The organism is Acidobacteriota bacterium, from assembly GCA_016715115.1.
Lineage (GTDB): Bacteria > Acidobacteriota > Blastocatellia > Pyrinomonadales > Pyrinomonadaceae > JAFDVJ01.
The window spans coordinates 527,186-546,771 of the sequence record JADKBM010000004.1 but is presented as its reverse complement, the minus strand read 5'-3'; the positions used below and the strand labels follow the sequence as shown (position 1 = coordinate 546,771).

The following is a 19,586-nucleotide window of genomic DNA, read 5'->3' as shown; positions in this document are numbered from 1 at the left end:
GGAGTGAGCGTCTCGGGCTCGGCAAGAATTAAAAGCCGATGTCTTTGATGTTGTTCATCCGAGCAAAATCGCGCGCTTCCTGTTCGGACTTGAATATACGAACCACGTCATACTCGAACATCTTGAATTCACCGTTGATCATCAGGCTCGTCATCGGGCGCGCGACCATTCCCTTGTTCGGCGGGCAAAGATCAAGCAGCGCGATCTCGAATTTCGCGTCCGGCAGATTCGTTTTTGAAACCGGATACGAAACGCGGCGGATGATCCGGCACGGCGGATCAGCATTGGCCTGCGTTGCCGGCGTGTCGAAAATGCTGTTCAACATCTCGCCCATCCGATATCCCGCGAGCGTGATCTGCTCTTCCGAAATCCGAAAGGCGCCTTTGACGTAATCGTCCGACGGCATCGCTTCCCGCTTCAGACTTCCCGGGAAGACCGAACTCGTCGCCAATTCGAAACTCTCCTTCTGCCACTCGGCGAACTGCCCTGGTTTGATCTTCGACCGGTATTTGCCAAACGGGTGGATCTTCATCCATTTTTCGGCGATCGGCGGCAGATACGCGCTGTCGGCAGCCTCGTCCTTGCGCTCGATCACGCGGTTGACGATCGAATCCCAGAACCAGTGAAGATTCATCTGATTCTCGCGAGGGGTATCCTTCGGAGTCAGAACGAAAAGGTTGCCGCCCTGATCGCCTTTCGGTTCCTGTTCCGTAACCCGCGCCGACGTATGAAGCGGCTGATGAATGTCGCCGGCGAGGTGCAGAAACCAGGCCAGCGCGATCGCCTTTTCGGCCTCGGTCGCGGTCGCGTTGCGGAGCGTCTTTTCGCTTTCCATTAACTGTTCGACCGCTTTTCCGCCGTCCTCGCTCGGGTTCGGCAGAATCTCGAGTTTCCCGTTATCAAGGCGCCAAAACGTATCGGAGTAATGCCAGTTACCTCGGTGATACTTGTTGCGAAGCGGGAAGTTCCGATCGCGGACAATATCGGCCCAAAATGCCGCGATCATAAAGAACTCGCGTTGTTTTGCGGCCGTCGATCGCGAATCCTGTGGATAGAGCGCCGCGAGCCCGGAGTCCTCGGGCGCTTTGGACAGCAACGCGACGACGCGTTCGCGCGCCGCGGGCGAAAGCCTCTGCCACGCGATATAGCTTGAAAGCTTGTGTCCGACATCGTTCCAGCCGAGAACCGGCAGCGAAAACGTCAACGACGCGAACAAAAGAAGAAACAGTTTTCTTTTCATTGATGGAGCGATTCCTTGAATCCGACTGGAAGATTTTAGCGAACTTAGGGGATTAAAAAAAGCGGGATTTGAAAGTTTGGTCTCGCGCGCTTCGGCCGGAGACAAATCCGTTCGACGCGAAGGCATCTAAACAAACAGCAAAAGTGACCGCGACGAGCGTCTAAAGATTGGAGGGTTGCTGGCAAGATCAGCTAAAGAGGTGCAAACCAATGGAGTCAGTTTTAACGCAAAATCAAATTCCCGGAGCAGCAGACAACCGGAACGAAAATGTCTTTGGAGATAGGATCGGAATCTTCGGCAAACTTTTCGGGTGCTGGCACAAGGAATTGAGCCGTCCGTTTTCAAATCGGCAATCGTCATACCGCGCCTGCCTGAACTGCGGCGCGATGAAGAAATTCGACGCCGAGAGCCTGAGAACTTTCGGACCGTTCTACTACCCACCGGTTATTTCGCCTGACGGAGCGCTCGCGCGAACAGGGATTATGATTTCTTGAGGCGTTTGGCGATTGCGCGTCAGGCTTGGAGAGATGCGTTCGCTCCATACTCGCCGCTGAAAACGAAATCCGCGCGTCCGAGGATCATTATCTCATCGTCATCGCGCCACGTGATGATCGTCGTGCCGCCCTCCGTGTGAACGTTGACGCGCCGGTTTGTCTCGGCGCGGAATGCGGTCAGGACGGCCGCGCCGCTGGAACAGGTTCCGGAGGCGCTCGTTTCGCCCGCTCCGCGTTCCCAGATGCGGAGTTCGATGTTGTCGCGGTCTACGACCTTTACAAAAACAATGTTCGCCCGCTCGGGAAACGCCGTGTGAGTCTCAAGCCGACGCCCGATCTCGCGCCAGTTGAATTCAAAATTCTCGACGAAAACGCACGCCACCGGATTTCCGACATTGACGCACGAAACGAGCAGCGAGTGATCCATTACCGTCACCGGTTGGTCGATAACCGACAACATTCGCTCCGACGAAGCGAACGGCACTTCGTCGGACGCGAGGCGCGGTTTTCCGATCTCGGCATCGAACCAATAATGTCCGTCGGCGATCGTCTCGACAAGTCGGTAGTTCTTTATGCCGCTTTTGGTTTTCAGACGAACATTCGATTGCGACCAGAGCTTTTTGTAGAAGGCATAGGCGACGGCACAGCGTGTCCCGTTACCCGAGAATCCGGCCTCGCTTCCGTCCGGATTGATGATGCGGCACGAGAAATCGGCGTTTGGATCGTCAAGTCGTTCGAGAATCGCGATCCCGTCTGAGCCGACTCCGGTGTGACGGTCGCAGAACTCTTTCGTAAACGCCCCGATATCCGTTATCTGTGCAAGAGCATTTGCCTCAATAACAATGTAATCGTTTCCGAAACCGTGGAATTTTGAGAAAGAAAGCATACGATTCAAGTCCGTTCGGGGAAATGTTAAGACCGAAAGCGGGCAGGGATGCCCGCGCTCCGATCCGCGCTCCCGGCTCCGATCAGCTCTTCTTGATGCTGATAATTCGTTCGGAGCCGGCATTGTCTTCGAGGACGAATTCTACTTTGTCGCCGAGTTTCAGCACCTCAAGTTCGCTTTTCTCTTTGACGAAAAACTCCATAATCATCGCCGGCATCAGTCCTTGGATCTCTTCGTGGTTGAGTTCGACCGAAACGAGTTCGAGATTGATCTTCGTCACAACGCCGCGGCCGTTGTAGGTCTTGATCTTCGAACTCTCGGGAGTAGGCGACGGTTTCGGAATCGCCGAGTTGGTCGGCGCAGGCGTTGCCGCACGATTTCCGGCAACGGCCGAGTTCCTCTGACACGCCGGGGCGACCGCGCAAACCAGGATCAAAACGAGAATCCAGCCTTTCGCCATCCGCCTTCCAAAAAGTGACATACGTTTCATTTCCAGATGAGGGAGCTTTGAAACAGCGGCTTGAAGGAAATCGGGGGCAGTTTAACCACAGATGAACACGGATCGGCGGGATAAGATCATATGTCTTTTCGACCGTAATGGCGCCGAGTCGGTCTCAACCAACCGTGTTCATCTGTGTCAAGAACAGCCTGTTGCTTCAATCAAGCAGGTTTTTCAAAGTTCCCGGTTTTTCGACGGCGCGCACTACTTTCGCGCCGTCGGTTTGACCTTCAAAGTCAGCGTTTCAGCGCCGCGTTTGATAACGATCTCGTATTCGACGTCGGCCTTCAATTCACCCAGGACGAATGTGTAATCCTGGACGTTGCGGATCTCCTTGCCGGCGAATTTCACGATCTTGTCTCCGCCTTTGATTCCCGCGAGCGCCGCCGGTCCGCCGTCGCGCACTCCGTCGAGCATCATTCCGTCGTTCGCCTCGCCGTATCCCGGAACGACGCCGATCGTCACCGCGAACCCGCGACGGCCGTCCCCTTGCTGTTGTGACTGCGCGAGTTTGTAAGTCGGACGCACCGGGCTCTGATCGACGTAGTTCGTGACGTCCTTGACGTACTCGGCGATCTTCTTCAAACCGGCGTAGTTGATCTTGTCGGCCGTGTCGGACGGCTTGTGGTAGTCGGCGTGCGTGCCGGTGAAGAAGAACAGCACCGGAATTTGCTTGCTGTAGAACGAAGAATGGTCCGACGGGCCAAAGCCGTCTTCGTTGAGCTGGAGTTTGAAACGATAAGAACTTTCGGGTGTCGGAGGGACGAGGTTCGTCTTTTTCGAATCGCCGTAAACTGCAGGGATGATCTCGTTCTTCTTCGTCACCAGATCGCGCCATTCGGCCGCGGTGCCGATCCCGCCGACGTTGAGCTTGTCCTCGTTAAGGCGTCCGACCATATCCATATTCATCATCGCGACCGTCTTTTCGAGCGGAAAGACGGGGTTGTTGACGTAATACTTCGAACCGATCAGGCCTTCTTCTTCGGCTCCGAAAGAAATGAAGATCAGCGTCCGCTTGTTCTTCTTCTCCTTCGCGTACTGCCGCGCGAGCTCGAGCATTGCCGACGTTCCCGACGCGTTGTCGTCCGCGCCGCGGTGGATCTCGGTCGAGTTTACCGCCAGACTTCCCTGGCCGCCGCGGCCAAGATGATCGTAATGGGCGCCGATGACGATCGCCTCTTCCTTAAGTTTCGGATCGTTGCCCTCGAGAATTCCGATGACGTTATAGGCGTCGGTCTGTTTCTTGACGAGATTGGTCTTGAAACTGACCATCGGCGAAAGATCGCGAAATCCGACCTTGATGCTGGCCGAAGTATCCTTTTTCATCGCCGTCAGCGTTTCGATCGTTTTCAGTTCGGTTTCCTTCAAACCGAGCATATTCGCCGCGGCGGTGCGTGAAACGGCGAACGCAGGAACTGCAGTCTCGCCTATCGTTTGATCGTATTTTGCCGCGGCGTTGCGGTCATTCTCGAACTTGTCCTCGCGCGAGATGAGAAGCAGGCCGACGCCGCCCTTGTCTTTCACGAGCTTGGCCTTGGCGTGAATGCTGAAGCGCGAAAACGCCGAACGCGGCGAGTCGTTTTCGGGATTGCCGTCGAAGGCGAGCACGACTTTGCCGGCGATATCGAGACCCTCATAATCGTTGAACTTGGACTCGGCCGACTCGATCCCGTAACCAGCAAAGACAACCGGGGCGTTCTGAACGTCGCCGTTCGGCGAGGAGAGAAGCGGACGGATCGGATTTCCGTCTTCAACGAGAACCGACGCTCCCGAAGCGTTTTTCAGGCTCAGTTTGAATTCGTTTCCGGTCGCTCCGATCTCGACACCGGTGGTGTACGGGAACTTCTGCATATATCCGCGCGTCGCCTTTCCGTCGCCGGCCATCGAAACGCCCGGTTTCAGCTTGAACTGCGAAAACATATTCGCGATGTAACCCGCCGCCGCCGTTGCGCCCTGTTCGCCGGTCCTGCGCCCTTCAAGAGCGTCCGACGTCAGATAGGCGACGTTGCTGCGTAGATTCTGGTCGACGACATCGGCCCTTTGCGCTGCTACGCTCAGGACGAACGAAAGAAGAAGGAGAAAACTCAAGAACTGCTTTTTCATATCGATTTCGGGGAATTCAAGATTTCAATACTTTGGATTCCAGGATTCCAGGATTCCAGATTCAAAGATTCCGGGATTCCAAGGATTCCAGATTCCAAGAATCCCAGATTCAAAGATTCCACGATTCCAGATTCCAGATTCCAAGGATCCCAAGGATTCCATATTCCAGGGTTCGAGATTCGAAGATTCCCGAATTCCAAGGGTTCCATACTGGGAATCCCGAATCGCGTTTCAATCGCGTCGAGTCGGTACCATCTGCGGTAGCGGATGGTTGGACGCGGCACTCCCGGACCGAAGTATTGATACCGGATCCTAAGATTTCCAGATTTCAGATTCCAGATTCCAGATTTCAGATTTCAGATATTCCAGATTCCAGATTCCAAGGATTCCGAGATTCCCGACATTCCACGGATTCGTTCATCGTGAATTCTCGGAATTCTTCGAATCCGGAATCTCTGGAATCTGGAATCTCTGGAATCCGGAATCTCTGGAATCCGGAACCTGGAATCCTTGGAATCTGGAATCTGGAATCCTTGGAATCTGGAATCTGGAATCCTTGGAATCTGGAATCCTGGAATCTCTGGAATCTCTGGAATCAATTAGTCCAATCAGCGATGAAGACGTTCGTGTCGCCCTGCTTCGCGGAATTGCGGTTCGAAGCGAAAACGAGTTTCTTGCCGTCGGGCGAGAACATCGGGAAGCCGTCAAACGATTCGTTGAACGTGACGCGCTCGAGACCGGTGCCGTCAACGTTGATCAGCGCCAGGTCAAAGTTCCTTTTGCGCGCATCGCCCGCAAAGTAATTCGTACAAAAAATGATCTTTTTGCCGTCCGGCGTAAAGAACGGCGCAAAACTCGCGGCGCCGAGTTTTGTGATCTGGCGCTTGTTCGTGCCATCGGCGTTCATTACCCAAACTTCAAAATTATTGGGTTCGATCAAGTCTTCGGCCAAACGCATTTTGTACCGCGCGATCTCGGCTTCGGTCTTCGGATGATAAGCCCGATACACGATCTGTTTGCCGTCCGGCGAGAAGAATGCGCCGCCGTCATACCCGAGCTCGGAGGTCACGCGTTTCACGTTCTTGCCGTTGATGTCCATCGTGTAGATGTCAAGGTCGCCGTCGCGCATCGATGTAAAAACGATCCGTTTGCCGTCCGGCGAGACCGTCGCTTCGGCATCGTAGCCTTTTGTCTTCGTTAATTGTTTGATCTTTTTGCCGTCGGCTTTCGCCGTGAAGATGTCGTATGTCGGGAAGATCGCCCAGACATAACCCTTTGAGAAATCCGGATTTGGCGGGCATTCTTTGGCGCCAAGATGCGTCGATCCGTAAAGCACCTTCTTGCCCTTGTCAAAAAAGTAGGAGCAAGTGGTTCGTCCTTCACCGTTCGACACCATTTTCAGGTTCGAGCCGTCAATCGACATCGTGAAGATCTGATCGCACTTCAGGTCGTCGCGTTTTGACTGAAACGTGAGGCTCTTTCCGTCCGGCGAGAAATATGCCTCGGCATTCTCTCCCCCGAACGTCAACTGTTTGATGTTCTGCAGGCGTTTTTCGCCGTCAAACTGAAGCGAAGCGGTTTGAGCCGAAACCGCCAGTGCGGCCAGAAGTACAATGATCACGGAAAAAAATCTCATAACGTTAATTGAATACCTTCCCTTTATTTTCTATGAATCTAGAAGGTTCAGTTTAGCGAAATCAACTCCGAAACAAAAACCGTCGCGAATGATTTACAGGCTGTGACTGCATAATCTGACGGTCTGAGTGTCGAGTTTTGAGGCCTCTGGGTTTAACAGAAAGTTCCAGATACGGCGGCAGGGATTCCGACTTCGGGACCAGGAACCGTCGATCGAGTTCCGTGCACCGCATCCGAATCCGACGCCTGATCACCGCTTTCGATAAAACTCGACGCCGTTTTTGAATTCGACGGCGATCTTGCCGTTTAGTTCGGCATAATCCAGATGCGCGATCGCTTCCGAGATCGCGAGAAACCGATGGACGTCCCCACCGACCGCTGACGGGAAAAGCTTCTGAGCCGTTTCAAAAGCTGTCACTCCGTCTTTTGAGACAAGCGAGATCGTTCGCTTTTGGCGATCGTCGATCGCGCGGACGTAACGATTGAAGATCTCCTCGAAATCGGTGATCGGTTCGCCGTGTCCTCCGTAAACGAGCGTTGGGTGATAGCTCCGGACTTTGGCGAGCGAGACGAGATATTCGGCGAGCGAACTGAAACGCTGCTCCGGGTCGACCGGGTCGGGCGAGACTATCGGATTCGGAGTGATGCGTTTGAGAACGCAGTCGCCGCAGATCAGCGTACGGTTTGACTCCCGGACAAAACTGCACGAGCCGGGCGTGTGTCCCGGAGTGTGAAGCACTTTTAGGAAGCCGCGTTCGAATTCGATGTCCTGCTCGTCGCGAAGCGTCGAAAACTCGCCATCGTCAAGCGCATCGGTGAGCAGCGAGATCTCGGCGTAGAGCGACTGCATTTCGTTAAACACTTCGTCGGGAACGCCGGCCCGGATCATCAACTTGTGATGTTCTTCGCGCGCCAGACGGCCAAAGAGGTGGCCCGTTTCCCACTCGTGAACGAGGATTTCGGCGTTCTTCGCTTCGTCACGGACCTGTTTGGCGAGGCCGCAATGATCCTCGTGGGCGTGCGTCAGAACGATTCGGCGGATGTCCTTGAACTCGATTCCTTCGCGACCGAGTTTCTCGCGCAGGACACGGGCCGCGTCCTTCGTTTTCGGACCGACATCGATCAAGGTCAGCGGATCTTCGCGGATCAAATAGACGTTGACCGAGCCGACATAAAACGGAGTTGGAACTGAGATCGGAACGATTTTCATTAATGATTTGCGAATGTCGATCCGCGATTAAGCCGAATTCGGACAGAAGGCTATAATAACCGTACCGGCCAAAATGAACAATCAACCCATCGGCAAGAACCGCAAATCCAAAATCGTAATTGCCGGCGCCGGCCCGGCCGGGTCCAGTCTGGCAATTCGACTGGCGAACCTGGGTTTTGCGGTGACTTTGATCGAGCGGGAGAAGTTTCCGCGACACAAACTCTGCGGCGAGTTCGTGTCGCCGGAATGCCTTGAGCATTTCCGGGAATTGGGCGTCCTCGACGCGATGCTCGGCGTCGGCGGCGACCGTATCGTCCGCACCTCGTTCTTTTCGCTTTCCGGGAAAAGCGTTTCGGTTTCGAGCGACTGGCTTGGAAGCGGAGGCGGCGCATTGAGCATTAGCCGCTCGGTGATGGACGATCTCCTATTGAAGCGAGCGCGCGAAGCCGGCGTTGAAGTTCTGGAAGAGACACAGGTCACCGGGCTTGAAGTCCAAGACGGTCTCGTCAAAAATCTGCGCGCCAAGTCCGGTGATTCAAGGCGATTCGAGATGTCCGGCGATCTTTTCGTCGATGCCACCGGCCGCGCCGGTCACGTCGCAAAATTCGTTTCGAAATCGAAGACCGAAAATCCGAAAACTCGAAATCGGCTCGTCGGTTTCAAGGCGCACCTCGAAAACGTCCATCTTGAACCGGGAAACTGCGAGATCTATTTTTTTGACGGGGGCTACGGCGGTTTGAGTTTTGTCGAGAACGGTTTGGCGAATCATTGCTTTCTCGTCTCCGCGGAGCGCTTCAAGGAGGCGGGAAGCGTGGACAGGCTTCTCGAGACGGTCATTTTCAAAAACAAGCGCGCGTTCGCTGCACTGCGTGACTCGCAGCCGGTGATTGACTGGATCGCCGTCTCGGTCGAGGGTTTCGGTCGCCGGGAGCTGCTGCCGGCGCAAAATCTTTTTGCGGTCGGCGATGCGGCGGCGTTCATCGATCCGTTTACCGGAAGCGGAATGCTGATGGCGTTCGAAAGCGCCTCGATCCTCGCGGCGGCGATCGGCGGGCCTTCGAACGGCGATATCGGCGCCGAATACAGTTCGAGATATGAATCAAAGTTCGCGCGCCGCCTGTGGGTTTGCGGGCTCTTGCGGAGGGCCGCATTTTGGCCGCGAGCCGCCTCAACGGTCATCGCCGCGCTCGGTTTCAGCCGGAACGCGGTTATGCATCTTGCGCAGGCGACGCGGGGCCGTTCCGCATCGTCCGTCAACAGGCCCGGAACATAATAGAAGCCGCGACTTGCGGTCATTCGGTCAGGCGTCGAAAATTACATAAACGTTACTTTTTTGCTTGCCTTTCGCCCGTATTTAGGATAAAAACGACAAAGCAAATCTAATCAACATATAACTGTCGGTTTACAATTCGGGTTCGCGTAATGATCGCAAGTTTGTCAGATTCAAATTTTGTGTACGCTCCGTATCAAAATTTGCCTTCGCCGATAGGATCAAAGAAAGTTTGTTTTAAGGAGAAAAAATTGATGAAATCGTTTTCAAAACAGATCACCGGAATTGCCGCCGGTATTTTCACGTTGGCGGCACTGGTGGTCCTGAGCACCGCCGCCGTCTTTGCGCAAACGCAGGTGAGCAACGCGGATCTCGCCGGAACGGTCGTTGACCCGAACGGCGCCGCCGTGCCGGGAGCGACGGTCACCGCAAAAAGTTCGGCAACCAATATCACCCGTACCGTAACCGCCAACAACTCAGGGGAGTTTCAGCTGATCGGGTTGCCGCCGGGTGAATACGACGTCACGGTCGAGGCCGCGACATTTAAAAAGACGGTGATCTCGGGCGTCAAGTTGACGGTCGGCCAGAGCGCCTCGATCGAAGTCAAGCTTGAACTCGGAACTCAGGACATCGTCGTCAACGTTTCGGGGGACAGCGTCGAGCTTATCGAAACCACCCGCACATCCGTCGCCAACACGATCGATCAGGCGCGCATCTCGGCTCTTCCGACGAACGAACGCAGCGCGACCGGTTTCTCGCTGACGCTTTCAACCGTCGGCCGCGACAACGGTCGTCCGATCGGCCCGGCTCCGACGTCAGGCCTTAACATCGGCGGACAGCGCGGACGTTCGACGCAGATCAACGTTGACGGCGCGGATTTCACCGACAACTCGATCAATGCCTCGCGTTCGACGGTTTCGCAAGAAGCCGTTCAGGAATACCAGATCTCGACCAACTCGTACTCGGCGGAATTCGGCCGCGCGACGGGCGGCGTCGTCAACGTCGTTACCAAGCGCGGAACCAACAGTTTCAACGGAAATGTTTTCGGATTCATTCGCGACAAGAACATTCAGGCCCGCAACGCGTTCTCGCCGATCGACAAGCCGGACTATCGCCGCACGCAGTGGGGCGCGACGCTCGGTGGTCCGATCGTCAAGGAAAAGGCATTCTTCTTTACGGCGTTCGAACGCCGCGTCCGTGACGAGTCGGGATTTTTTACGAGCGACGTCGTCGGCAACCTGACTTCGTCGGTCACGGTCGGCGCGCCGTTCCTTCCGTTCACGCAGACTTTCAACCGTCTGACCTCGCAGCAGGCCGCGTTCGCCAATACGTTGATCGGAAGCGGTGTTCCGGCGAACATCAACGCCGCGATCCAGTATCTTTATCTGGCATCGAGCGGCGGCAACACGGCGTTACTCGGATCCAACCCGCTGCTAAGTGTCGGCGGAGCGATTCCGGCCGGTTCTGCCGTCGGCGCGAGATTTGTGCTTTCAGGCGCTCCGGTTCCGATCGGAACCGTCAACGCAGCCGGCGAACCGATCGCGTTTCGTCCGCTCAACAGCCTTCAACGCATCTTCCCGATCACTGAACGGACGAGCTATTTCACGGTTCGCGGCGACGTCAACGTCAATGCCGACAACCAACTGACGATGCGCTTCGGCTTTAACCCGAGCGATCTCACGGGTATTCAGGTTGAATCGCAGAACCAATCGCTCGGCCAGAACGATTTTTCGCGTACCGGTATCACCGAGATCAAGGACTACTCGTTCAGCGCGGGCTTGAACTCGACGATCAACGCATCGATGGCGAATGAGTTCTATTTCAGCTACGGCCGTCGTGACACGACCTTCCGGTCGCAGAACGGCGACGCGGTAGCGTTCAACATTTCGGGTACGGCATTCATCGGCCGCGAGCTTTTCTCGCCGGTCGACCGAACTGAAAACCGCTACCAGTTCCGCAACAACTTCAACTGGATCGTCGGCGACCATTCATTGAAATTCGGCGGCGACTTCAACTGGGTCAAGATCCCGGCGGCGGTATTCGAACTGAACTTCGCCGGTCTCTTCAACTTCGGCGACTTTGCCGCTTCGAACCTCGGGTTCCCGACTTCGGCCCCGGCATTCACGCCGGTTCAGAGCTACGGCCTAGGACTTCCGTCGATCTATATTCAAGGCTTCGGCGATCCGGTCAGCAAGATCAAGAATCAGCCGATCGCGTTCTTCGGTCAGGATTCGTGGAAGGTCAACAAGCGTTTGACGATCAACTACGGTATCCGCTATGACGTCGAATTCACGGAAACGATCGCGCCCGTCGGTCTTCGCGACCCGCTTTCGGGGATCACGCTTTCGGCCGCGGACATTCTTACCGCTCAAAACGCCGTCGGCGTTCAGCAGGGAATTCCGCGTGATATGAACAACTGGGCGCCGCGTTTCGGTTTTGCTTACGATATCTTTGGAGACGGCAAGACGGTTGTTCGCGGATCGCTCGGTTACTATTACGATCACCCGCTTCTGGCGGTTGCGTTCAACTCGGATATCGCCGACGCTTCGCAGCAGCAGCAGGCAGTTTTGACGGCCGGCAGTCCGGCGACGACTTCGCTTCTGAACGCCGCTCAGGTGTTTCAGGGTACCGTTTGCGTCCCCGGCGCTCCGTTGACTGCTTATTGCGCATCGCTCCCGGCTGGTACCGTTACTCCGGGCGTTGCGACGACCGCAAACTACCAGTTCGGCCGGATGCGTTTCAACGATCAGACCTACTCCGGATTCGGAGCGGTTCTGCCGTTCACGCTTCCGATCGCCAGCGATTTCAAATACGCTTCGGCAACGCAGGCAAATCTGACACTCGAACGACAACTGACAAAGGATATGTCTTTGTCCGTTTCGTATCTTTTCGTCGGCGCGCATAACTTGCCGCATCCGACGGATTTGAACAGTCCGAACTCGACTTTGCAGATCGAGAATTTCCGCCGTTTCGCGGGTGCCGCGTTCCCGGTAAGTTCGATCACGCAGACGCTTGTCGCGGCCGGGGTCTCGATTCCGGTTGCCGCGGCCGGCACGCCGTTCACGAATGCGTTCGGCAATACGTGCGCGGTCGTCATCGGCGGTATGATCGCGCAATGTCCGGGTGGCCGCGTTGTGACACCGGCGATCGCGAACTTCTTCCGTCCGAACGCGCCGAACTACTTCCTGGCGTCGGCATTGTCGGGCGGAGCGGTCTCGAAGGCGGTTCTCGACTCGCAACTCGGCGGCAGTGTCCGCACCCCGGGATCGATCACGCCGTTCGGTTCGGTGAATGCCCAAATATCCGACGGCAACTCGGAGTACAACGCGATGAACGTCGAATTGAAACGACGTTTCTCGAACAACCTCCAGTTCCTGATGGGTTATACCTGGTCACACTCGATCGACGATTCGTCCGACCTTCAGACGCTGTTGATCGCGCAGGACGTCCGAAATTTCGGCGCCGAACGCGCGAACTCGCTGTTTGACCAGCGTCATCGTTTCGTCTTCAGCGGCGTTCTTACGTCGCCGGACAAATGGCGCAAAGGCAATGGCTGGCAGAAGTTTCTTTCGGACTTCGCAATCGCGCCGATCGTCGAACTCTCGTCGGGCCGTCCGTTCAACATCATCACCAACGTTGACGCGAACAACGACCAGACGGGTTCGACCGACCGCCCGAACGTACTTTCGGACGGCACGCTTTGCGTTCCGGGAGATACGGTTCCGGGCGGCGCGATCTGCGGTTCACGCATCGTCACGGACAGCAACGGGCAGCTTGTATTCTCGGCAGGCAACCTCGGTCGAAATATGGGCCTGACCCATATGTTCTTCTCGGTCGATATGCGTCTGACGCGTGCGATCAGGTTCGGCGAGCGTTTCCGTATCGATCTGATTGCGGAAGGCTTCAACCTATTCAATCGCTTCAACGAAGGATCGGCTTCGCCGACTTACCAGGACGTCAATGCGTTTGGACAACGTGCCGGAAACGGTCGTTTCTTCAGCCGCTCGACAGCCGCGTACGATCCGCGTCAATTCCAGTTCGGAGCGAAGTTCAGCTTCTAGAACGGGGACAGACCAATAACTGACGAAAGCCCGCGAAGTTTGCGGGCTTTCGTTTTTGAATTCCGGGACGGCCGGACGGGTAATTGTTCAGATCCGAGGATGGAGTCTCTTTCCGAAAAAGTTGTCGCCAAGGCTTACGAGATCGGCTTTCACAAGGTCGGGATCGTGCGCGCCGCCGCGCTCGGTCCCGAAGGCGAACGGCTCGATCAATGGCTCGACAGCGGATTCCACGGCGAAATGGTCTGGATGGCGCGCGAACCCGAAATGCGAAAGGATCCGGCATTGCTTTTTCCGGCAGTGAAGTCGATCATCGCCGTCGCGCTCAACTATTACACGCCGCACCGGCACTCCGACGATCCGGCGACCGGTAAGATCTCGCGCTATGCCTGGGGCGACGATTACCACGACGTGTTGCGAGAAAGACTCAAACTGCTCGCCGATTTCATCAGATCGTTGGACGAATCGGCCGAAACGAAGATCTGCGTCGATACCGCGCCGATAATGGACAAGGCTTGGGCCGTACGGGCCGGACTCGGATGGCTCGGGAAACATTCCAATGTCATAACCCGTGAATACGGCTCGTGGGTTTTCCTCGGCGAACTGCTGACGAGTCTTGAACTCGACGAGACCGTCGAACGCGTTCCCGACCACTGCGGCACGTGCACGGCCTGCATCGATGCTTGCCCGACCGGCGCGATCACGTCCGATTATGTGGTTGATTCAACAAAATGTTTGTCATACACTACTATCGAACTTCGTTCCCCCGAGTTTTCCGACGAGATTTCCGATAATTTGAACGGTTGGATTTACGGCTGCGACATCTGTCAGGACGTTTGTCCCTGGAACCGTTTTGAGAAGCCGACGGACGAACCGAGATTCGAACCGCGGCCTGGAAATGTCTCCGCGGATCTGGACGAGGTCTTGTCGCTTTCCCCGAGTGAATATGCTGAGCGGTTTCGTCGCAGCGCGATGAAACGGACGAAGCTTTCAGGACTGCAACGAAACGCGCGGGCGCTTAAGAACGGACGCCGAAGCCAAACGTAAGCCCCGCGCTTTGGCCGGCTGTTTTACCGGAGAGATCAATGTATTCTAAATCAATTTCACGACGCAATATCGGACTTGTTTTCGCCCTTCTGATGCTGGTTCTTCCGGCATTCATCACCTCGGCAGTCGGAAGCGCCCAGTCGCGAAGCAAGACGAAACCGACGCCCACGCCGAAGAAGAAAGCGACCCCGACCCCGAAGCGGGCGAAGGCGACGCCCACTCCGAAAAAGAACCAGCCGAAGACCGCGAAAACGACGCCGAAAAACACGAAGACCGGCAAGACGCAGGCGAAAACGGCAACTTCGAAAACGGATAAGAATTCGAAGGCCGATAAGAACAAGAATTCGAAGACGGCCCCCAAAACGACAAGAAACGACAAGAACACTTCGAAATCCAACTCGAAGACGGTGAAAACACCCGTGAAGACGCCGGCGAAAACGGCCCCGAAAACGGTCGCCAAAACAACCGTGAAAAAACCGGCAACCACCGTCAAGAAGGAATCAACCGTCAAACCGATGGTTGACGGACCGCAGATCATTGTCACGTCGTTCTCCGTTCCTGTTCGCAATGAGGCGAGGTCGAACGCGCCGACGATCTCCAGGATAAAGATCGGAACCGTTCTGCGCGTGACCGAAAAGAATCCCGCGTGGTACAAGGTTCAATATCAATCCGGCGGAAAATCGTCGAGCGGTTGGGTCTCGGCGAATGTCGTCGACGACCTCAACGCTTCGGATCGGAAACAGCTTTACCGGCAGATCGTCGAAAAGAGCTACCGGCCCGAACTGGATTTCCTCGCGGCCGCCGAGTTGTTCGAATTTATGGACGGAATCTCCGGCGAACTCGATAAAACCGACGCTTCAGGTGAACTCGAACTGAAACGCCTGATGGTCCTTCGCTCCGCACTGCGGCAGATCGCGGTCGGCCAGAAGGACACGGCGCCGTACAGGGATTTTCTCAAGAATCACGACCGGGCGATCGTCTACAACGAACCGGCGGGAGTCTATCTGGTGACCGCAAACCAGTTCTGGGATCTTCACACGAAGTACCAGAAGAGCGTCGTTTCCGACTCGATCGCCTGGGAAGCCGCGCTCAATCCGCTCCCCGGCGAATGCGAGGGCTACGTCAACTGTTACCTCTTCGATCTGCGGATGCGCTTCGGCGAGTATCTCAATCATCATCCGAGCGGCAAACACTCGGCCGAAGCGCTGACCAACATCGCGAACTATCTCGAGCCGATCGTTGCCGATTCGAATCGGAAAGAGGTTTACAACGGGCCGACGGACGTCACCGACCGCGCCGAGTTCAACAATCTGATCGCCGAACTCAGAACGATCGTCGCGCGGCTCGGATTCGTTGAAAAGGAAAGAACCCTGCAGCAGCTGAAGCAGATCGCGGAAGCGTACAGATGATTACCGACCTCTCACCGACCGTCTCGAGCGGCGAGTCCGCCCGTGCGCACTATCGGCAGCAGCGGATACCGGCGCTCACAGGTCAGTGCCATCTGCGGCAGCGGACGGTTGGCCGCAGCGCTACGGATATCAGTAGTCACAGGCCAATCTGCGGCCGTCCGATCCGCATCGGGCCCACGTGCCGATCGTCAGCCATCCGATACCGCGGATGGTACTGACCTGTCGGATCGACTGTCTCGGCCGGTATCGCCGTCCGATCGGAATCGTGCTCAGATCGTCTCAACCCTTGCGCCGAGTCGCCCGTGCGCACTATCGGCAGCAGCGGATACCGGCGCTCACAGGCCGGATGGTTGGCCGCGATAGTTTGCGGCGGCGACGTTTGAAAGTAGCGTCCAACTGTGGTTAGCTAATCGAGTGCCTAGCATTGACGAAACGACAATCGAGAATCCCAAACCGACAATAAACAATACGCTTACGGATTCATACGGTCGCGCGATTCGCGACCTGCGCGTCAGCCTCACGGACCGCTGCAATTTCCGTTGCTTTTATTGCCTGCCGAGCACGAAGCCGACGCTCAATCAAAAGGCGAATATTTTGACCTTCGAGGAACTCGCAGAAATTTGCGCGATCTTCGTCGAACTCGGCATCGAAAAGATCCGACTCACCGGCGGCGAGCCGTTGCTACGCAAGAACATCGACCGTCTCATCGCGACGCTCAGTGATCTGAAGCGTCCGCAATCCGAGAACGAAAGCCGAAGATTGAAGGATCTCGCGCTGACGACGAACGGTTACCTTTTCCCGCCGATGGCCGAAAACCTCAAGGCCGCAGGACTCGACCGCATTACGCTCTCGCTTGATAGTCTGAAAAGGGAGAGATTCGAAAAGATCACGGAAGTCGACGCGCTCGACAAGGTCTTTGAATCGATCGAAGCCGCGCGCCGCGTCGGCCTCGCCCCGATAAAAGTGAACGCCGTCATCGTCCGCGGCTGGAACGAGGACGAGATCGTCGACTTCGCGCGGTTCGCGCGCGAACAGGATGTGAAGATGCGGTTCATCGAGTTTATGCCGCTTGATTCCGACGGCGATTGGAAACGCGAGCAGGTTGTCCCGGGACGCGAAATGTTCGCGGCGATCGACGCCGTTTACCCGCTTGAATTGGTGGAAAGCTCGCGCGGCAATGAAACGTCCTGGAAGTACCGCTTCAAAGACGGCGCGCCGGGCGAGATCGGGATCATCGCACCCGTTACCGAAATGTTCTGCGGCGCCTGCTCGCGGATCCGTCTCACGGCGGACGGGCAGATCCGCACCTGTCTGTTCTCGCGCGTCGAATACGATCTTCGCGACGAACTGCGACGCGGAGCGAACCGCGCCGAGATCGCCGGCTTTATACGCGCCGCCGTCAACAAGAAAGAACCGCGACATTACATCAATGATTCGGAGTTTGCGCCGGCATCGCGATCGATGAGCTTTATCGGAGGCTGATGTTCGAACTTTTCGCGATTCCGCCGATAGACTTTTACAATCCGCGAAGTCTCGCGGTCTTCGTCTGCATTCTGCAAGGCCTGATCTTTGCGGCATTGTTGATCTTCCGGTGGTTCAAGCAGCGCAAAAGCGCGGACGCTTGGCTCGCCGTTTTGCTTCTGCTTCTCAGTTCGAGCCTGATCACGCCGTTCATAGGCTTTGCGAATGTCTATGACAACAATCAGTGGCTGACGTATTTTCCGTTCGCGGTCGCCTACAGTTACGGCGTTTGCGTGTGGTTCTATACGGTCAGCTTGCTTGAGCCTGACCGCAAATTCAATGCGCGTCAACTTCTGTATTTCGCGCCTTCTGCTGCCTATCTCCTGTTCAGGTTTTTTCTGTTTTCTCACGATCTGGAATGGAAAGGCTGGTTTGATAAGAGCTACGGGGCGGTCTTCGGGTCAACGGTGTTCGTCACCGAATTCGTCTGGAATTTCGTCTTTCTGATCCTCGCGATCGGGCTCTACCGCAGATACCGGTCGTGGCTCAACGACAACTTCTCCGATACGGAAAAGATCAAGTTCAACTGGCTGCGCAATTTCCTCTATCTTTTTACGGGCGTTTTGATGCTCGCCGCAGTTTTTGACTTCATCAACAGCTTTTTGTTCCGGCTTTCCTATATTCAGTATTTCTACTTCGAGATCGTTCTGGCGTTCGTCACATACTATCTCGCGATCGCCGGCTACCTTCGCTCGAAAACGATCGATGTCGAGTTCCATTCGGCCCCCTCTGTCCCGGAGAGCGACGAACGCAGGTTGTTGCTTAACGAGGACGGGCTTGAAAAGCTCAAGGAACGGCTGTTGAAAGTAGTTCATACGGAAAAGCCGCACCTCGATCCGCAGTTGACGCTGACCGAGCTTTCAAAGAATCTCGGCGTAAACTCGTCCGTTCTCTCTTTTGTCATCAATAACGGCTTCGGGAAGAATTTCAACGACTTCATCAACGGGTTTCGGATCGAGGAAGTAAAGTCCAGGCTAAGCGACGCCGAAGGTGCGACGCTTCTTGGAATTGCTTTCGAATGCGGATTCAACTCAAAGGCGACATTTAACCGCGCGTTCAAGAAATTCACTGGAACGACTCCGCGGGATTTTCAGGACTCAGCAAACGGGAGAAATAATGTTTGACACAGAAATTGGACGAATAATTGAGAAGGTCGAAGCGATCGATCCGGTCGCATACGGCCGGACGCGCAACTTTCAAGACGGCGCGGTGACGCGGCTTTCACCATATATCAGCCGCGGCGTGATCTCGACGGCATTCGTGCTGAAGAGCGTTCTCAAACAAGGACGCAAGTTTCACGAGATCGAGAAGTTCGTGATGGAACTCGCCTGGCGCGACTATTTCCAGAACGTCTGGCGGATCAAAGGCGAGCAGATCGACAACGATCTGCTCCATCCGCAGCCGGATGTATCGAACTCGCAGATCCCGGCGGCGGTGCTGCGCGCCGAGACCGGTATCGAAGCGATCGATCGGGCGATCAAAGATCTCTACCAAACCGGTTATGTTCACAATCATCTTCGAATGTACATCGCGTCGGTGACCTGCAACATCGCCGGATCTCATTGGAATCTGCCCGCCAAATGGTTCTACTTTCATCTTCTGGACGCGGATTGGGCAAGCAACGCGCTTAGCTGGCAATGGACCGCGGCGAGTTTCAGCACGAAGAAGTACTACGCGAACCAGGAGAACATCAACAAATACTCCGGCACGGATCAGCGCGGGACTTTTCTCGATGTTGACTATGCGGAATTCGCGGAGATGGAGATCCCGGACATTCTAAGACCGACCGAGACACCCGACCTCGCGACCGTCTTGCCGGAATCCGCCCCGCTTCGGATAGACGAAACGCGTCCGACGCTGGTTTACAATTTCTACAATCTCGATCCGTTCTGGTATCCGGAAACTGACGCGAATCGAGTCCTTTTGCTCGAACCGTCGCATTTCGCGAAGTATCCGGTTTCCGGAAGATCGCTCGAGTTCGTCTCAAAACTCGCGGCGAACATCGAAGGCATTCAAGTCTTCACGGGAGATTTTGACAGTCTCGCCGAACAAACCGGCGGCAGCGAGATCCGCTTCAAGAAACACCCGGCGGCCGCGCATTATCAAGGCACCAGCGAGCATCGCGAATGGATGTTCCCGTCTGTTCGCGGGTATTTCCCATCGTTCTTTGGTTACTGGAAGAAATGCGAGAAGATCGTCAAACAAATGAAATGA

16 protein-coding genes are annotated in these 19,586 nt (G+C 55.7%); 9 read left to right on the top strand and 7 right to left on the bottom strand.

The window, feature by feature from the left end; translation table 11 throughout:
* Nucleotides 1-28: 28 nt before the first annotated feature.
* Nucleotides 29-1,240, bottom strand: a complete 1,212-nt coding sequence (locus IPN69_04650) for a S1/P1 nuclease (GenBank protein ID MBK8810003.1) — start codon at nt 1,238-1,240, stop codon at nt 29-31.
* Between the two features lie 209 nt (nt 1,241-1,449).
* Here IPN69_04650 and IPN69_04645 point away from each other — a divergent pair, with 209 nt between their 5' ends.
* Nucleotides 1,450-1,734, top strand: coding sequence for a hypothetical protein (locus IPN69_04645; protein MBK8810002.1), 285 nt, complete (start codon nt 1,450-1,452; stop codon nt 1,732-1,734).
* 19 nt (nt 1,735-1,753) lie between these two features.
* On the opposite strand, the gene dapF is transcribed toward IPN69_04645, so the two are convergent.
* The 3 genes from dapF to IPN69_04630 all read right to left on the bottom strand — a co-directional run bounded on the left by dapF (nt 1,754) and on the right by IPN69_04630 (nt 5,222).
* Nucleotides 1,754-2,620: a diaminopimelate epimerase gene (gene dapF, locus IPN69_04640; protein ID MBK8810001.1), complete on the bottom strand. Its 867-nt coding sequence runs from the start codon at nt 2,618-2,620 to the stop codon at nt 1,754-1,756.
* Nucleotides 2,621-2,702: 82 nt separating this feature from the next.
* Complete coding sequence (locus IPN69_04635) at nt 2,703-3,101, bottom strand: copper-binding protein (GenBank protein MBK8810000.1); 399 nt, start codon at nt 3,099-3,101, stop codon at nt 2,703-2,705.
* 222 nt (nt 3,102-3,323) lie between these two features.
* Nucleotides 3,324-5,222 carry a M20/M25/M40 family metallo-hydrolase gene (locus IPN69_04630; protein MBK8809999.1) on the bottom strand — a complete coding sequence of 633 codons (1,899 nt, stop codon included), beginning with the start codon at nt 5,220-5,222 and terminating at the stop codon, nt 3,324-3,326.
* Here IPN69_04630 and IPN69_04625 point away from each other — a divergent pair.
* A complete protein-coding gene (locus tag IPN69_04625) occupies nt 5,160-5,486 on the top strand; it encodes a hypothetical protein (GenBank protein ID MBK8809998.1) in 327 nt (108 codons plus the stop codon). The genes IPN69_04630 and IPN69_04625 overlap by 63 nt on opposite strands.
* 92 nt (nt 5,487-5,578) lie before the next feature.
* On the opposite strand, the gene IPN69_04620 is transcribed toward IPN69_04625, so the two are convergent.
* The 3 genes from IPN69_04620 to IPN69_04610 form a co-directional block, all read right to left on the bottom strand.
* Nucleotides 5,579-5,821, bottom strand: a complete 243-nt coding sequence (locus tag IPN69_04620) for a hypothetical protein (GenBank protein MBK8809997.1) — start codon at nt 5,819-5,821, stop codon at nt 5,579-5,581.
* The gene (locus IPN69_04615; protein MBK8809996.1) at nt 5,818-6,858 is read right to left on the bottom strand and encodes a PD40 domain-containing protein; all 1,041 of its coding nucleotides are present in this window, start codon (nt 6,856-6,858) and stop codon (nt 5,818-5,820) included. Before IPN69_04615 ends, IPN69_04620 begins: the two co-directional genes overlap by 4 nt.
* A gap of 249 nt (nt 6,859-7,107) precedes the next feature.
* Nucleotides 7,108-8,067 (bottom strand): MBL fold metallo-hydrolase, encoded by a 960-nt coding sequence (locus IPN69_04610; protein MBK8809995.1) that lies wholly within the window; start codon nt 8,065-8,067, stop codon nt 7,108-7,110.
* Nucleotides 8,068-8,140: 73 nt separating this feature from the next.
* Here IPN69_04610 and IPN69_04605 point away from each other — a divergent pair, with 73 nt between their 5' ends.
* The 7 genes from IPN69_04605 to IPN69_04575 all read left to right on the top strand — a co-directional run bounded on the left by IPN69_04605 (nt 8,141) and on the right by IPN69_04575 (nt 19,586).
* Nucleotides 8,141-9,340 (top strand): NAD(P)/FAD-dependent oxidoreductase, encoded by a 1,200-nt coding sequence (locus IPN69_04605; GenBank protein ID MBK8809994.1) that lies wholly within the window; start codon nt 8,141-8,143, stop codon nt 9,338-9,340.
* 251 nt (nt 9,341-9,591) lie between these two features.
* A complete protein-coding gene (locus tag IPN69_04600; GenBank protein MBK8809993.1) occupies nt 9,592-13,398 on the top strand; it encodes a TonB-dependent receptor in 3,807 nt (1,268 codons plus the stop codon).
* Nucleotides 13,399-13,497: 99 nt separating this feature from the next.
* Nucleotides 13,498-14,442: a tRNA epoxyqueuosine(34) reductase QueG gene (gene queG / locus IPN69_04595; protein ID MBK8809992.1), complete on the top strand. Its 945-nt coding sequence runs from the start codon at nt 13,498-13,500 to the stop codon at nt 14,440-14,442.
* Between the two features lie 38 nt (nt 14,443-14,480).
* On the top strand, nt 14,481-15,851 hold the full coding sequence (locus IPN69_04590) for an SH3 domain-containing protein (GenBank protein MBK8809991.1): 1,371 nt from the start codon (nt 14,481-14,483) through the stop codon (nt 15,849-15,851).
* A 459-nt stretch (nt 15,852-16,310) separates the two neighbouring features.
* The gene (moaA, locus tag IPN69_04585) at nt 16,311-17,333 is read left to right on the top strand and encodes a GTP 3',8-cyclase MoaA (GenBank protein ID MBK8809990.1); all 1,023 of its coding nucleotides are present in this window, start codon (nt 16,311-16,313) and stop codon (nt 17,331-17,333) included.
* Entirely contained in the window at nt 17,333-18,496 is a 1,164-nt protein-coding gene (locus IPN69_04580; GenBank protein MBK8809989.1) for a helix-turn-helix domain-containing protein, read from the top strand. The genes moaA and IPN69_04580 overlap by 1 nt, the downstream gene beginning before the upstream one ends.
* Complete coding sequence (locus IPN69_04575; GenBank protein ID MBK8809988.1) at nt 18,489-19,586, top strand: deoxyribodipyrimidine photolyase; 1,098 nt, start codon at nt 18,489-18,491, stop codon at nt 19,584-19,586. Before IPN69_04580 ends, IPN69_04575 begins: the two co-directional genes overlap by 8 nt.